The 16293-nt window shown below is 64.5% G+C and carries 12 protein-coding genes; 11 read left to right on the forward strand and 1 reads right to left on the reverse strand.

The window, feature by feature from the left end:
- Positions 1-60 precede the first annotated feature (60 nt).
- The 9 genes from CH305_RS19005 (at position 61) to CH305_RS19045 (ending at position 12849) form a co-directional block, all read left to right on the forward strand.
- Complete coding sequence (locus tag CH305_RS19005) at positions 61-1326, forward strand: aspartate aminotransferase family protein (RefSeq protein ID WP_037151288.1); 1266 nt, start codon at positions 61-63, stop codon at positions 1324-1326.
- The gene (locus CH305_RS19010; protein WP_094704593.1) at positions 1323-4235 is read left to right on the forward strand and encodes an FAD-binding and (Fe-S)-binding domain-containing protein; all 2913 of its coding nucleotides are present in this window, start codon (positions 1323-1325) and stop codon (positions 4233-4235) included. The genes CH305_RS19005 and CH305_RS19010 overlap by 4 nt, the downstream gene beginning before the upstream one ends.
- Positions 4232-5695: an NAD-dependent succinate-semialdehyde dehydrogenase gene (locus tag CH305_RS19015; RefSeq protein WP_037151033.1), complete on the forward strand. Its 1464-nt coding sequence runs from the start codon at positions 4232-4234 to the stop codon at positions 5693-5695. The genes CH305_RS19010 and CH305_RS19015 overlap by 4 nt, the downstream gene beginning before the upstream one ends.
- A 15-nt stretch (positions 5696-5710) precedes the next feature.
- Positions 5711-6424 carry a GntR family transcriptional regulator gene (locus tag CH305_RS19020; protein ID WP_230592415.1) on the forward strand — a complete coding sequence of 238 codons (714 nt, stop codon included), beginning with the start codon at positions 5711-5713 and terminating at the stop codon, positions 6422-6424.
- A 224-nt stretch (positions 6425-6648) separates the two neighbouring features.
- The gene (locus CH305_RS19025) at positions 6649-7827 is read left to right on the forward strand and encodes a Xaa-Pro peptidase family protein (protein WP_170944802.1); all 1179 of its coding nucleotides are present in this window, start codon (positions 6649-6651) and stop codon (positions 7825-7827) included.
- Positions 7828-7829: 2 nt separating this feature from the next.
- Positions 7830-9155: a PLP-dependent aminotransferase family protein gene (locus CH305_RS19030; RefSeq protein ID WP_242640172.1), complete on the forward strand. Its 1326-nt coding sequence runs from the start codon at positions 7830-7832 to the stop codon at positions 9153-9155.
- Positions 9152-10348, forward strand: a complete 1197-nt coding sequence (locus CH305_RS19035; RefSeq protein ID WP_094704594.1) for a M20 family metallopeptidase — start codon at positions 9152-9154, stop codon at positions 10346-10348. The genes CH305_RS19030 and CH305_RS19035 overlap by 4 nt, the downstream gene beginning before the upstream one ends.
- Before the next feature lie 114 nt (positions 10349-10462).
- On the forward strand, positions 10463-11890 hold the full coding sequence (locus tag CH305_RS19040; protein ID WP_230592416.1) for an MFS transporter: 1428 nt from the start codon (positions 10463-10465) through the stop codon (positions 11888-11890).
- 2 nt (positions 11891-11892) lie between these two features.
- Entirely contained in the window at positions 11893-12849 is a 957-nt protein-coding gene (locus tag CH305_RS19045) for a D-2-hydroxyacid dehydrogenase (RefSeq protein WP_094704595.1), read from the forward strand.
- Positions 12850-12853: 4 nt separating this feature from the next.
- On the opposite strand, the gene CH305_RS19050 is transcribed toward CH305_RS19045, so the two are convergent.
- Positions 12854-13972, reverse strand: coding sequence for an NADH:flavin oxidoreductase/NADH oxidase (locus CH305_RS19050; protein WP_179278354.1), 1119 nt, complete (start codon positions 13970-13972; stop codon positions 12854-12856).
- A gap of 113 nt (positions 13973-14085) precedes the next feature.
- Between CH305_RS19050 and CH305_RS19055 the strand changes: the two genes are divergently transcribed.
- Together CH305_RS19055 and CH305_RS19060 are read left to right on the forward strand one after the other, a co-directional pair.
- Positions 14086-15366 carry a glutamate-5-semialdehyde dehydrogenase gene (locus tag CH305_RS19055; RefSeq protein WP_094610077.1) on the forward strand — a complete coding sequence of 427 codons (1281 nt, stop codon included), beginning with the start codon at positions 14086-14088 and terminating at the stop codon, positions 15364-15366.
- A gap of 44 nt (positions 15367-15410) precedes the next feature.
- A complete protein-coding gene (locus CH305_RS19060; protein ID WP_032379195.1) occupies positions 15411-16292 on the forward strand; it encodes a MoxR family ATPase in 882 nt (293 codons plus the stop codon).
- Position 16293 lies beyond the last annotated feature (1 nt).

A 16293-nucleotide genomic window follows, 5' to 3' on the forward strand; every position in this document is an offset into this window, starting at 1 on the left:
GATAAAAATGCTAATTGCAGATTGTTGACAATCGGAAAGGCGTGAGTGACGATGGCAGTCATGACAGCGTCGACTCGTACCCACCTCAGCCCGGCACTCAAGCAGGCGACGCCGATCGTCGTCGATCACGGAAAGGGCAGCTGGATCATCGGTACGGACGGGCGCAAGTACCTCGACTTCACCACTGGAATCGGTGTCACCAGTACCGGGCACTGCCATCCGCGCGTGGTCGAGGCCGCGCGTGAGCAGGTGGGCAAGATCATTCATGCGCAGTACACGACCGTCATGCACCAACCGCTACTGGAGTTGACCGACAAACTCGGCGAGGTACTGCCGGCCGGGCTCGACAGCGTGTTCTACGCCAACTCCGGCTCCGAGGCCGTCGAGGCGTCGATTCGATTGGCACGCATGGCAACCGGGCGACCCAACATCATCGCCTTCCACGGAGGATTTCACGGACGCACGGTAGCGGCCGCATCGTTGACCACCGCTGGAACCAAATTTCGCTCCGGCTTCTCGCCGATCATGGGGGGAGTGCACATCGCACCGTTCCCGTACGCGTTCCGGTACGGCTGGGACATGGACACCGCGGTCGCGTTCGCGTTGAAGGAACTCGACTACCTGCTGATGACGATGTCGAGCCCCGCCGACACCGCCGCGTTCATCATCGAACCGGTTCTCGGTGACGGTGGATACCTGCCCACGCCGCCCGAATTCCTCGAGGGACTGCGGGAACGCGCCGACACGCACGGCATCGTCCTGATCGTCGACGAGGTGCAAGCAGGTGTGGGGCGTACTGGAAAATTCTGGGGGCACCAGCACTCGTCGATCACTCCGGACATCGTCATCACCGCGAAAGGGCTTGCCAGCGGTTTTCCGATCTCTGCCATCGCGGCATCGACCGAGCTGATGAGCAAGGCATGGCCGGGTTCTCAGGGCGGAACCTACGGCGGCAACGCCGTCGCCGCCGCTGCCGGCGTCGCCACCCTCGATGTGGTGCGCGACGAGGGTCTTGTCGCCAATGCAGCCGTCCAGGGCAAGGTTCTGCTCGACGGCCTGCTCGCACTGAAGGCAGAGCACTCGGCCATCGGTGATGCACGTGGACTCGGACTGATGCAGGCGCTCGAATTCGTCGACAGTGCAGGCAATCCCGATGCTGCCGCCGCCCTCCGCGTACAGCAGGGCGCGATCGACGAAGGGCTGTTGCTGCTCACGTGCGGGGCGCTCGGCAACGTGGTCCGGATCATTCCCGCGCTGATCGTGAACGACGACGAGATGCGGCAGGGTATCGACGCGCTGTCGCGAACGCTGAAGAACGTGCTGTGACGTCTGCGCCCATCCGATCCGATGTCCCCGCACTCGTGCATCGAGTGCGGGAGACGGGGATCGATATCGACGACTCGCCTCGGCGCCTGGCAGAGTATTCCTACGACGCCTCGAACTACCGAATTCCGCCTGCAGCGGTCGTGTTCCCGCGCAGCGCCGACGACGTATCCACCGTGGTGTCGCTGTGCACCGAGGCCGGAGTCGCTGTGATCGGCCGCGGCGGCGGAACGTCGATGGCGGGCAACGCCATCGGCCGCGGAATAGTGCTCGACTTCTCTCGTCACATGAATCGGGTGATCTCGGTCGACACGGATTCGCGGACCGCCGTCGTGGAACCGGGCATCGTGATTTCGGAGTTGCAGCGTGAGCTGGTGACACGCACGTCGGGGGCCTTCACGTTCGCCCCCGACCCGTCCAGCAAAACACGCGCCACGGTGGGCGGTGCAGTCGGCAACGACGCATGCGGTAACCACTCGGTTCGCTACGGTCGCACCTCGGACCACACGGTGGCGATGGACGTGGTGACAGCCGAGGGGCATCTACTGCGGGTCACCCGTAGTGGCGTGTCGGCCGTGCATGCCGAAGATGCGGCAGCAAGCATTGCGGCCGAACGCATTTCGCACGAGTTGCGCACACTTGCGGCCGACAATCTGGCGCTGTTCAGGGTCGAGCTGGGCCGCATTCCGCGACAGGTGTCCGGATTTCATCTGTCGCATCTGCTGCCCGAGAACGGGTTCGACGTCGCGCGTGCGTTGGTCGGCAGCGAAGGCACCTGTGCAGTGATCGTCTCGGTCACCGTCACGGTCGTGCCCGTACCGCCTGCCGCGTTGCTGCTCTGCCTCGGCTACCAGGACGTGGTCGCAGCTGCAGCCGACGTCATGGCGATTCTGGAATTTTCGCCGGCTGCGGTGGAGGGGATCGACGACAACATCGTGCGGACGATGGAGTACCGGCGTGGGCCGGACTCCGTGCGCGGCTTGCCGGCAGGAAATGCCTGGCTGTACGTCGACCTCGACGGGGCCGACGCGGCCGAGGTCGAGGACAAAGCGGCAAGGCTGCTCGGGGAGCTCGGCCGGCTCGGACGGTTGAAGGAAGGTCTCATCGTCACCGACCCGGCCGATCGAACAGCGCTGTGGCGGGTACGTGAAGACGGAGCGGGCCTGGCCACGCGGATGGCCAGTGGAGTCGAGTCCTGGGGCGGGTGGGAGGACGCCGCCGTGGCACCGGAAAACCTGTCGGCGTATCTCGCCGACCTGAATTCGCTACTGGCCGAGCACGAACTGACGGGAGTGATGTACGGCCACTTCGGTGCCGGCTGCATGCACGTGCGCATCACGTTCGATCAACGCACCGACGCCGGGCGACGGGTGATGTACGACTTCCTTCGCGCCGCAGCGCGGGTCGTCGTCAAGCACGGCGGCAGCCTGTCGGGCGAACACGGAGACGGTCGGGCACGCTCGGAACTGCTGCCGGTGATGTACTCGCCTCGCATGCTCGACGCGTTCGCGCGATTCAAGCGCATCTGGGACCCCAGCAGCATTCTCAACCCGGGATCGATCACCGAGCCCGAGCCGATGATGGACAACCTGATGCTGCAGGGTATTCCGCAACGAGAGTGGAAGACGACGTTCGATCTGCACCAGATCGGAACGCGAGAGGATCTGGATCCTTTCGTTCACGCCACCCAATCGTGCGTCGGTGTCGGTAAGTGCCGCACCACCTCCGGAGGCGTCATGTGCCCGAGCTTCCGAGCGACGGGCGACGAGAAGGATTCCACTCGGGGCCGCGCCCGGGTGCTGCAGGAGATGGTGCGCAGCTCGCCGACCGTCGCCGACGGGTGGGCCTCGAAAGACGTGGCAGAGTCGTTGGACCTGTGCTTGTCGTGCAAGGCCTGTTCCTCGGACTGCCCGGTCGGGGTGGACATGGCGACGTACAAATCGGAGTTTCTCGACCATCACTATGCGGGTCGGTTGCGACCGCTCTCGCACTACTCGCTGGGATGGTTGCCCCGCTGGCTGAAGGTGACGCAGCGAACGGCACCGCTGCTCAACCGTCTGCTCATCCCGCGCATCGCGGCACTGGCGGCTCGACTCGGTGGTCTGACCACCGAGCGGCCGTTGCCGCGCTTCGCGTCGGCGAAGGAACTGGCTCACGAAATACGGATGGGCGGAGGCCGCGCCGCCGACGTGGTGCTTGTCGTCGACACCTTCACTCAGGGCTTTCGCCCCGAGGTCGCGGGCGCGGCGCAGCGCGTGCTCGAGGATTCCGGCCGCAGCACCGAATGCCGGACCGACGTGTGTTGTGGTCTGACGTGGATTTCGACGGGCCAGTTGAAGGCCGCCCGCAAGCACCTCACGAAAGCCGTTGCTGCGCTCGACGACGGTACCGATCGGCCGATCGTCGTCACCGAGCCGAGCTGTGCCGCGGCATTCCGCAAGGACATGCCCGAGTTGGTACCGACGGCTGCTGCGAGAAGGGTTGCGGCGCGGGTGCAGAGTTTCGCGGGAGCGGTGATCGATCAGGCCGCGGCGGGGTGGGTGCCCTCGGCGCAGGTTCCTGCGTCGGTGACGGTCCAGACCCACTGCCACGAATATGCCGTGTTCGGCAACGCGACCCAACGCAACGCTTTGGCCTCCGTCGGTGTCGAGGCAGTGCGGGAAGCCACCGGATGCTGCGGAGTGGCAGGCAATTTCGGCTTCGAGAGCAGTCACTACGAGCTCAGCATGAAAGTCGCCGAACAGGCTCTCGCACCGGCTGTTCGTGCCACCGAGCCCGACACTCCGATTCTGACCGACGGATTCAGCTGCCACATGCAGGTGCGACAACTCACCGGTGAGCTGACCAGTGATGCGTCCGTGCACCTGGCTCAGATACTCGATCCACGTTCGACGAAAGGACCGCGGCAATGACGACCAGCCTCACTCGACCCCCCATGACGACCCCCACCGACCTGTTCATCGGAGGTGTCTGGACAGCCGCAGCCTCGGCTGCCCGGTTCGATGTGATCGATCCCGCCAGCGGTGACGTGATTGCCACGGTGGCCGACGGTGGCATCACCGATGCCGAGAATGCGATGGCTGCGGCAGTCGACGCCGCTGCCGAATGGGCCGCGACTGCGCCCCGTGCCCGCAGTGAAATCCTGCGTAAGGCTTACGAATTGATCATGGCGCGGTCGGAGGAACTCGCCGCGATCATCACCGCGGAAATGGGGAAACCGCTGGCCGACGCGCGTGGTGAAGTGGCGTACGGCGCGGAGTTCTTCCGGTGGTTCTCCGAAGAAGCAGTGCGTATCTCGGGTGATCACACCCTCACCGGAGACGGTAAGAACCGCATTGTGGTCACCCGAGCGCCCGTGGGACCGTGCATCCTCGTCACTCCGTGGAACTTCCCGCTGGCCATGGGAACTCGGAAGATCGGCCCGGCGTTGGCGGCGGGCTGCACCGTGGTGTTCAAGCCGGCCGAACAGACTCCGCTCACTGCCCTGGCTCTGGCCTCGATTCTGCACGACGCGGGTGTCCCGGCGGGCGTCGTCAATGTCGTGACCACCACCGATGCAGCGGGTGTCGTGGGCTCGTGGATGAGCAGCGGTGCGGCCCGCAAGATCAGTTTCACCGGTTCGACTGCAGTGGGAAAGATCCTGCTCGAGCAAGCTGCATCGACGGTGATGCGCACCTCGATGGAGCTCGGTGGCAACGCACCCTTCATCGTCATGGAGGACGCGGACCTCGGCCGCGCCGTGGACGGAGCGATGGTTGCCAAGATGCGCAACATGGGCGAGGCCTGCACCGCAGCCAATCGATTCTTCGTACACCGCAGTGTCGCAGCGCAGTTCGCGGACGAGCTCGCCCAGCGTATGGGTGCGTTGACGGTGGGGGCAGGTACTGCACACGGCACAGAGGTGGGGCCGCTGATCGACGATGCGGGCCGGTCGAAGGTGCAGAGACTCGTCGACGACGCACTCGGTCGTGGCGCGCGTGCGATCGTCGGGGGAGCGGCACCGGACGGGCCCGGCTACTTCTACCCGCCGACGGTGCTCACCGACGTCGACTCGAATTCGGATCTGATGTCGCAGGAAATCTTCGGGCCGGTGGCGGCGATCGTGCCGTTCGACACCGAGGACGAGGTGATCGCCCTCGCGAACGACACCGAATGGGGACTGGTCGGGTACGTCTTCACTCAGGACATCGATCGGGCGCTACGGATGGGGGAGCGGCTCGAGGTGGGCATGGCCGGTCTCAACACCGGTCTGGTCTCCAACCCCGCGGCACCGTTCGGTGGCGTCAAACAGTCCGGGCTGGGTCGCGAGGGCGGAAAAGTCGGAATCGACGAGTTCCTGGAGTACAAATACTTTGCCATTCCCCGAGGCTGAAGGAGGCTTTCGATCATGCCCAGTTCGAGAAGACTGACGCCCATCGACGCACGCAACACGTCGATGGTGATTGCCGACCAGATTCGCGATCGCATCATCGACGGGTCCTATGCCCCGGGGGAGCAGATCAACGAGGCGAACGTGGCGGCCGAACTCGAAATTTCGCGGGGCCCGGTGCGTGAGGCGCTCCAGCGCCTCAATCAAGAGGGTCTACTGGTCAGCTACCGCAACCGGGGCGTGTTCGTCGTCGAACTGAGCAGCGACGATGTCACCGAGATCTACGAGTCCCGTGCGGCGATCGAGGTCGGTGCTGCGTGGACGTTGGTACACGGTGATCGCGGCCGGCTGATCACCGCTGCCGACGAGCTCTCTGCCATCGTGATGCAGATGCAGCCGTTCATCGACCGGGCGGACTGGCGAGGTCTGGCCGAACGAGACCTCGCATTTCACACGGCCCTCGTCGCAGCGACGCGCAACAGCCGAATGTCGCGGATGTACGCCACGCTCGCTGCGGAAGCGCGTATCTGTATGGCCAACCTCGAAACCGCGTACTACCGGCCAGAGGCGTTGGTGGAGGAACATCAATTGATCGTCGATCTTCTGCTCGGATCCGATTGGGACGCACTGGAAAAGGGCGTACACGAGCACATGGACACCGCCATCCACGACTTGACCCGGGCGATGGTCGAGGAGCATGCCGAACACTCGGTTCTGGCCACTCCGGGATAGATCGCTCGGCGTGCAACACAGCATTTACATCTGAAGTCTTGCGTACCTCTGGCGTAAGCGCCTAGCCTGATTGTCAACAATCTACTAAATCTCCACGATCGAAGGGGGTGCCCGTGAACGACTCATCCGACTCCGCATACGTCACCGCAATCGGACCCGAAGACACCGCAGGACGGGCCGCTCCCGGCCTGGCGCGGTACCCCGATGTTCCGAACAGCACGCCGATCACGTTCACCGACGAGGAGTACGCCGCCCGGCTCGCTGCCGTCCGTGAGCGGATGGCAGCGCAGAACCTCACCGCACTCATCGTCACCGATCCCGCCAACCTCTACTACCTGCTCGGGTACAACGCGCTCTCGTTCTACACCCCGCAGATGTTGTACGTCCCGCTCGAGGGCGACATGTATTTCTTCGCCCGCGAAATGGACGCCAACGGCGCGTTTCGCACGTCGTGGCTGCCGCAGGATCGAACGTTCGGCTACCCCGAAACGTTCGTGCAGCGCAAGGACACTCATCCCTTCGTCTGGGTCGCCGCGAAGCTGCGCGAACTGGGGCTGGTGAACAACTTCGAGCACGGCCAAGTGGGTCTGGAGATGGACTCGTACTACTTCAGTCCCAAGGCATTCGAAGCTCTGGTGAAGTCGCTGCCCGAGTACCGATTCACCGACTCCTACGAGCTCATCAACTGGGTGCGAGTGGTCAAGTCGCCCGCGGAGATCGCCCTGATGCGCGGTGCAGCACAGGTGTGCGAATCGGCGATGTCGGCGGCCTACCAGTCGATCTCGGTGGGTGAGCGGCAGTGCGACGCGGCCGCGGCCATCATGAACGCACAGGTGCGGGGAACCGCGGACTTCGGCGGCGATCATCCGGCAATCGTGCCGATGCTGCCCACCGGTGCCGGGGCCGACACCCCGCACCTGACCTGGTCGCATCAACCCTTCGTGCGGGGCGAGACCACCGTCGTCGAACTGGCCGGAGTGTTTCGGCGCTACCACATCCCGATGGCACGCACGATCGTGCTCGGAAAGCCCAGTCCGCGTTTGGATTACCTCGCCAAGTCCACCGGGGAAGCATTGAACGACGTGCTCGCAACCGTGCAGGCAGGCGTCACCGCCACCGAGCTGGCGCAGGTGTGGAACACCAGCCTGGCCAAGCACGGACTGCACAAACCGTCGCGCATCGGCTACTCGATCGGCATCGCCTACGCACCCGACTGGGGTGAGCGCACCGTGAGCCTGCGCACCGACGACGAGACGGTGCTCGCCGAGAACATGACATTCCACATCATCGGCGGAATGTGGATGGACGACTACGGATACGAGGTATCCGAGGCCGTTCGCGTCACCGAGACCGGCCTCGAAACCTTCACTGCATACCCCCGAGAACTACTGACGAAGGAGTGAGCATGACCGCATCCACCCAAGGTCGTTCCGCAGGCTCCACTCCTGCCACACAAGGTCGATCCGCAGGCTCCACTTCTGCCACACAAGGTCGTTCCGTAGGCTCCCCTCCCAGCATTCCGTGGGCCCTGCGAACCGACAAGCTGGTGGGATCGGTGATCGATTCGTCGACATCGCTCCTTGCGGCGCAGAAACACGACATCGTGCGCTTCGCGATGGGATCTCCTGCCGCCGAGACGGTTCCGGCTGCTGCATTCACCGAGATCGCCGCCGGCGTGCTCACCGCGGACGCGTTCGACTACGGTGCCACCGAGGGTGACCCCGGCCTTCTCGACGCATTGCTCGCCTACCTCGAGTCGGTGGGCGAGCCCACGTCCGAGGAGCGAGTGGTGATCACCTCGGGCGGGATGCAGGGCCTCGACATCGCGTGCAAGTTGTTCGTCGATCCGGGCGACCTGGTGATCGTCGAAAGTCCCACGTACACCAACGGAACCGCCACCGTACTCAGTTACGGGGGCGACATCCTCGAGGCCCCGATGGACAGCAACGGTCTCATCGTCGAGGCATTGCCCGAGCTCGTCGAGCGCGCGGGGCGGTTGCCGAAGATGATCTACGTGATCCCCAACTTTCAGAACCCGTCCGGGGTGACCCTGTCGCTCGAGCGCCGTCGGTTGCTCATCGAATTGGCACACCGTTGGGGATCGGTGATCCTCGACGACGATCCCTACGGTCTGCTCCGTTTCTCGGGTGAGTCGATCCCCAGTTTCGGCACACTCAGTCCCAACGACCCGTTGATCTTCTCCGTGCGCACGTTCTCGAAGATGATCGCGCCCGGCCTACGGGTGGGATGGGTGGACGCCGCCCCCGAGGCGCGGCAACTGATCGTCAACGCCAAGCAGGCAATGGACACGTGCACCAACCTGCCTGCGCAGCGGATGGTCGCCGAGTACATCCGGCGCGGACTGCTCGACGAGCACCTTCGGTCGTTGGCGTCGGTGTACCTGCCGCGCAAGGTCGCGATGCAGAACAGCATCGCCAGACACTTCGGTGACTCGATGTCGACGACCGACCCCGAGGGCGGATTCTTTCTCTGGGCGACGTTGCGCGGCAACGACGTCGACTTCTCTACTCAGGACCTGTTCGAGACGGCGCTCGCCGAAGGAGTGGCCTACATCCCGGGACCGGCACTGTCGGTGGGCGGCAAATTCCACGATTCGCTGCGCCTGTGCTTCGCCTCGTCGACTCCCGAACGCATCGACGAGGGAATCAGAAGACTGGCGGTGGCAGTGGAGAAGTCCAAGCACCTGCTCGCCTCCGATCCCACTCGATGACGGTCACGAGTTCCGAACGTGCCCTCCTGGATTCGATCGACGAGCACGAAATTGTCGGTCTGACAACAGCTTTGATCGATGCGGGCGGTGAGAATCCCGGGGACACCGAGGAGAAGACCGCGAAGGTCCTCGCCGAACACTGTCGCGCACTGGGTTTCGATGTTCGGACCGTCGAGGTCGCTCCTGGTCGGCCCAACGTCTTCGTGTCCATCGGATCCGACAAGCGGCCAGGGGTGCTGTTCGTGGGCCACTCCGATGTGGTCCCCGCTGGTACGGGCTGGGCCACCGATCCCTTTTCCGCCGTGGTTCGGGACGGTCGCATCGTCGGCCGCGGGTCTTGCGACATGAAAGGCGGCCTGGCCGCGGTGGTGGCGGCCATGGCCGCCGTGCTGCGTTCCGGTCTCGCGGACGAGCACCCCATGACGTTGGCGTGCCTGGTCGACGAGGAGGACACCGGACTCGGTATCCGAGCTTTCGTCGCCGAACCTCAGCACCGCACGTACAGCTGTTGCGTGGTGGCGGAGCCTACGGATCTGGTCACCATCTACGGCTGCAGAGGGGCGGCGAACCTGGAGATCGAGGTTCGGGGCCGTTCCGCGCATGCGGGGCAGCCGCGCAACGGAGCCAACGCCATCTCTGCTGCAGCACGCATCATCGGAATCATCGAGGGCTCCCAGGCGGAATTGGATGCGAACCCCGACCCCGAACTGGGGCCGGCCACCTGGAATGTGGGGACGATAGCGGGAGGTACGGGCACCTCGATGGTCGCCGACCGGTGTGTCGTCACCGTCGACCGCCGTCTGTTACCCGGCGAGAGCGCCGCCGGAGTCGTAGGAGATCTGCGATCCCGCATCGAATCTGCGGAACTCACCGGGTCCGGTATCGATGTCGAGATCGGTATCGCGATGGAAATGCCAGGCTTTCTGACCAGCGTGAACAACGGATTGGTCACTACCGCAGTGCAATCGGTTATGGACAACGGATTTGGCCGTTCCACTGACATCTGGACGGCATCGTGCGATGGTGGTTTTGTGGCACAGCAGATGGGAATACCCACCGTCGTGCTCGGTCCCGGGGAGATCGAAGAACAAGCACATCGGCCGGACGAGTCCGTCGCCGTGCGGCAATTGACCGACAGCGCAAGGGCGTACGCGTTGATCGCCACCAGAATTGCTGCACTACCAGGACTTTAGCGCTGCACGAGGGGGTTGGCCGAAACGTATGTTCTGCATCGCCGTAATGTCGAACGCTGCGAAGTACCACACCGACGCTCCACTTTGTCCACAAAAGCGAGAGGTATTTCGACCGTGACCGAAAATTCAGGGTCGGCAGCATCGCCGACCGGATATCCCCCCAGTACCGACACCCTGAGCCCGGACGAGACCAAGATTCTCCACCGCGCCATCGGCGGATCTGCACTCGGCAACGCAGTCGAGTGGTTCGACTACGCAGTGTACGGCTATCTCGCCGTCTACATCGCCGCCAACTTCTTTCCGTCCGAGGACGGGGGAGCGAGCCTGCTCTCCACATTCGCCGTGCTGGCCGCGTCGTTCATCATTCGTCCCATCGGCGGCATCGTGCTCGGCCCACTCGGCGACCGCATCGGTCGTCAGAAGGTCCTCGTACTGACCGTCTCGATGATGACGTTGGCCACGGCGGCGATCGGTGTGCTGCCGACATTCGACACCATCGGCATCGCCGCACCGTTGCTGCTGCTCGTCTGCCGTTTGGTGCAGGGCTTCTCCACCGGTGGTGAGTACGGCGGCGCAGCTGTGTTCATGGCCGAGTACGCGCCCGACAAGCGGCGCGGATTCTTCGGATCGTTCCTCGAATTCGGCACCCTCGCAGGCACGGTGGGCGGTGCCACCCTGTGCACCCTGCTCAACGTCGGGCTCGGTGACGAGACCATGGAGGCCTGGGGCTGGCGAATCCCGTTCCTGGTGACTCTCCCGTTGGGCATCGTTGCGCTGTGGTTGCGAACCCGGCTCGAGGATTCTCCGGTGTTCGCCGAAGCGAAAGAAGACGGCGGCACGGTCGAAGAGGGTGCAGGCGGAGCCGTCACCTCACTCAAGGCCACCATGACGTACTGGCAGCGGATCCTGATTCTGATGGGATTCGTGCTGCTACTCAACATCGCGTACTACACGGTGCTGACTTTCTTGCCCTCGTACCTGAGCGACACGTTGGGGCACAGCACGACTCAGTCCAACTTCACCCTCGTGGCGATCATGATCATCATGATGGCGATCATCAACCCGATCGGTGCTCTGTCCGACAGGGTGGGCCGAAAGCCGTTGCTGCTGGCGGCCTGCGTCGGGTACTTCGTGTTCAGCGTTCCGCTGTTCCTGTTGATCATCAACACCGGACTGATCGGCCAGAGCATCGGCCTCCTCGGCCTCGGAGTACTGCTGGTCATCATGTGCTCCTGTGTGTCGTCGACACTGCCCGCACTGTTCCCCACTCAGGTGCGCTACGGAGCGTTCGCCATCGGATACAACGTCTCGACGGCGCTCTTCGGCGGTACGGCACCGCTGATTCTGACGTTCCTGATCGACCGAACCGGTTCCAACCTGATCCCGGGTTGGTACATGATGATCGCGGCTGCCATCGCGTTCGTTCCGATTCTGTTGATGCCCGAGACGGCAGGGCGATCACTGCGCGGAACTCAGTGCCCTGGTGACAACGACGACGAGGTCGCTGCGTCCGGCGTCGAGCTCGTCGGCTACAAGAAGTAGAAGTGGCACCGGTTCTCGTCGTTCTGCACGCCGGCGACCTTCCCGACGGACTAGAGTCCGTCGCGGAGGTTGCCGACGTCAGGTACGCCACGGCCGACACCCTGGCGGATGCAGTCGACGGTGCCGACGCGTTGCTGCTGTGGGATTTCTTCTCGCCTGCAGTCGAATCCGCGTGGCCGCGCTGCGGGTCTCTGAAGTGGATCCATATCGCCGCTGCCGGCGTCGACTCGTTGATGTTCGACGAGCTGGTGGAATCCGATGTGGTCGTGACCAATTCGCGTGGCGTCTTCGATCGACCGATCGCGGAGTTCGTGCTGGCTCAGATCCTCGCGTTCGCCAAGGACTCCGAACGTTCACGTGCACTGCAGCATTCGAAGACCTGGCAACACCGCGAGACCGAACGTATCGACGGTGCACACGCGATGATCGTGGGCACCGGAGCGATCGGTCGCGCCATAGCCGCTCTCCTGAGTGCAGTGGGAATGTCGGTCTCGGGTGTGGGTCGAACAGCACGAGAAGGCGACCGAGACTTCGGTACGGTGTACGCCAGTGATGATCTGGCGGACGAAGTAGCACGGGCCGACTACCTGGTTCTGGTTGCGCCGTTGACCGAACAGACGAGAGGTTTGGTCGACGATTCCGTGTTGACCGCAATGAAGCCCGGCGCGCGGGTGATCAACGTGGGCCGCGGTGAGCTGCTCGATACCGAGGCACTGTTGAAGCATCTCGGCAGCGGACACATCGCCGGTGCTGCGCTGGACGTGTTCGAGACCGAGCCGCTCTCGGCCGACCATCCGTTGTGGACGGCCGAGAACGTGATTCTCACCCCACACATGAGCGGCGACGCGTCGGGGTGGAAGCAGCGACTCGCAGAGGTGTTCGCAGACAACGCACGTCGATACTTCCGGGGCGAACCCCTGCTCAATGTCGTGGACAAGAAGCTCGGCTTCGTGGTGTGAGACCTCAGTAGGCCCGCTCGTACTGCGGTGCCACGGCCGGAGTCATCTCCACACCGAGTTCGCGGGCAGCGCGCCGTGGCCAGTACGGATCACGCAGTAGCTCGCGCGCAAGCAGCACGGCCGTCGCCTCGCCCAGCGAGACGATGTCCTCCGCCTGCTTGGGTTCGGTGATCATACCGACCGCGGCAGCGGGCATCGTGGTCTCGTTCTGAATTCGCCGTGCGAACGGAACCTGGTAGCCGGGACCGACCGGAATCTTGGCGTGCACGTTACCTCCGGTGGAGGTATCGACCAGATCCACCCCGTGTTCGGTGAGGATCTGGGACAACGCGACGGTCTGATCGGAGGTCCAACTCGGAGCCTCCAGTTCGGCTGTGCCCTTAGCACTGTCCGGCTCGTCGAGCCAGTCGGTTGCCGACAGACGAACGAACACCGGAAGCTCGGCCGGCCACACCTCACGGACCGCGTCGACCACCTCGATCAGTAGCCGGGTACGGCCGGCGAAGTCGCCGCCGTAGGCGTCGGTGCGGGTGTTGCTCGCGGGCGACAGGAACTGGTGCAACAGGTATCCGTGCGCGCCGTGAACTTCGGCCACCTTGAACCCGGCCTTCAGTGCGCGCTGCGCCGCAGAGCGAAAGTCGTCCACGATCTTCGTGATGTCGTCGTCGGTTGCCTCGCGGGGCGTCGCGTAATCACCGAAGGCGACCGCGCTCGGACCGACGGTCTCCCAGCTACGGGGATCCTCCGCGGGTAGCGACTTGCCGCCGAGCCAGGGAGCAGCTGTGGAACCCTTGCGGCCCGCGTGTGCCAGCTGGATGCCAGGAACGCTTCCGAAGGACGCGATCTCGGCGACGATCTTCGCCAATGCATCGGCCTGGGTGTCGTTCCAGATGCCGAGGTCCGACGGGCTGATGCGACCCTCCGGGCTGACTGCGGTGGCTTCGGTGATGATCAGGCCTGCCCCGCCGACCGCGCGGCTGACTAGATGGGTGCGGTGCCAGTCACCCGCAACGCCGACGTACTGGCCCGCGTCGTCGGCCGAGTACTGGCACATCGGTGCCATCCATACCCGGTTGGGAAAGGTGACCTCGCGCAGGGTCAGAGGCTCGAACAAGGCACTCACAGGTGGTTCCTCCGGTCTGTCGGTATCGACGTCGACGACGTCGGTGATCTCCACGTCGTGCTGCAACGACACGGCGACACCGCTTCATTCCCGGCCCCATTAGTGTGTAGTTCATGACTGCTTCCGTCTCGGCCGAATCGGTGCCCACGACGCTCGACGAGCGTGAGAGCGTGCATGCGGCCGCTCGTCGTGCGCGGATCGCCTCGCGTGCGCTGGCGTTGCTGACGACCGCCGAGAAGGATTCGTTGCTGCATACCGCCGCCGATGCCGTGGTTGCTGCTGCAGATTCGGTCCTGGCTGCGAACGCGGCCGATATCGAGATCGCGCGGGCAGCGGGTACCGACGAGGGTCTGCTGGATCGACTGCGTTTGACCGCATCGCGCATCGAGGGCATCGCGGCGGGCCTGCGACAGGTCGCCGCGCTGCCGGATCCGATCGGCGGGGTCATCCGCGGTTCGACGCTTCCCAACGGGCTCGAGATTCGGCAGGTGCGGGTCCCGCTCGGGGTGGTGGGCATGGTCTACGAGGCGCGCCCCAACGTCACCGTCGATGCGTTCGGTCTCGCGTTCAAGTCCGGCAACGCGGTGTTGCTGCGCGGTTCGTCCTCGGCGGCACAGTCCAATGCAGCATTGGTCGACGCCCTGCAGGGGGCGTTGCGCGAACACGGTCTGCCCGAGGCTGCCGTACAACTGCTGGGCAGTGCGGACCGTGCCACGGTCACCCACCTGATCCAGGCGCGCGGTCTGGTGGACGTGGTGATCCCGCGCGGGGGCGCGGGACTGATCGCTGCCGTCGTTCGCGATGCCACGGTCCCGACCATCGAGACCGGAGTCGGAAACTGCCACGTGTACGTCCACTCCTCGGCCGATCCGGACGTGGCCGAGAAGATCGTGCTCAACGCCAAGACCCGCCGAGTCAGCGTCTGCAACGCCGCCGAGACCGTGCTGGTCGATGCTGCGATCGCCGACACGATGGTGCCGCGGCTGCTGCAGGCGTTCCAGATGCACAGCGTCACGGTGCACGGCGACCTGCCCGGGCTGGTCCCCGCTCATGACGAGGACTGGTCGCAGGAGTACCTCTCACTCGACATCGCGCTGAAGGTCGTGGGCGGCATCGACGAGGCGATCGAGCACATCGATCGATACGGAACAGGACACACCGAGGCGATCGTCGCATCCGATATCGGTGCCGCGCGCGAGTTCACTCGACGCGTCGACGCGGCTGCCGTGATGGTCAATGCCTCCACCGCTTTCACCGACGGCGAGCAATTCGGCTTCGGTGCCGAGATCGGCATCTCCACCCAGAAGCTGCACGCCCGAGGGCCCATGGGATTGCCCGAACTGACCTCGACCAAATGGACCGTGTGGGGCGACGGACACGTCCGAGATGTCTGACGCCTCTGCCGTACCGGCCAAATCCGATCATCAGGAGTTGTGACGTGGATCGTGCCCTACCGACGACACCCCCGCTGTTCGCGAGCGTGAACGACGTCCTCGAGCGTCTGGCAGAAACGGGCTATCTGGCCGACAAGGCCACGGCCACCTCGGTCTTTCTCGCCGACCGCCTCGGCAAGCCGCTGCTGATCGAGGGCCCAGCAGGTGTGGGCAAAACCGAACTCGCTCGTGCCGTGGCCCAGACGACGGGTGCCGAGCTGGTCCGGTTGCAGTGCTACGAGGGCGTCGACGAGGCCCGCGCCCTGTACGAGTGGAACCACGCAAAGCAGATCCTGCGGATCCAGTCGGGAACCGGTGGCGATTGGGATTCGACCAAGCTGGACGTCTTCTCGGAGGAGTTCCTGCTGGCGCGGCCGCTGCTGCAGGCCATTCGGCGTAGCGACCCCACCGTGCTGCTCATCGACGAGACCGACAAGGCCGACGTCGAGATCGAAGGACTGCTGCTCGAGGTGCTCAGCGACTTCGCCATCACCATTCCCGAGCTCGGCACCATCACGGCGGAGCGCACTCCGTTCGTGGTGCTGACCTCCAACGCCACTCGCGAACTGTCGGAGGCCCTCAAGCGCCGCTGCCTCTTCCTGCACCTCGATTTCCCCGACGCGGACCTCGAGCGTCGCATCCTGGCCAGTCGGGTTCCGGAACTGCCCGAGGCGATCGCCGAGCAGATGGTCAAGACCGTCCGTGTGCTGCGGGGCATGCAGCTCAAGAAGTTGCCTTCCGTGGCCGAGACGATCGACTGGGGTCGCACGCTGTTGGCCCTCGGTATGGACACCCTCGACGACGATGCGGTCCGGTCGACGCTGGGAGTGGTGCTCAAGCATCAGTCCGATCAGGTGCGTGCTGCCGCCGAACTGCGGCTGAACTGAC

Source organism: Rhodococcus sp. 15-649-2-2, from assembly GCF_002258645.1.
Lineage (GTDB): Bacteria > Actinomycetota > Actinomycetes > Mycobacteriales > Mycobacteriaceae > Rhodococcoides.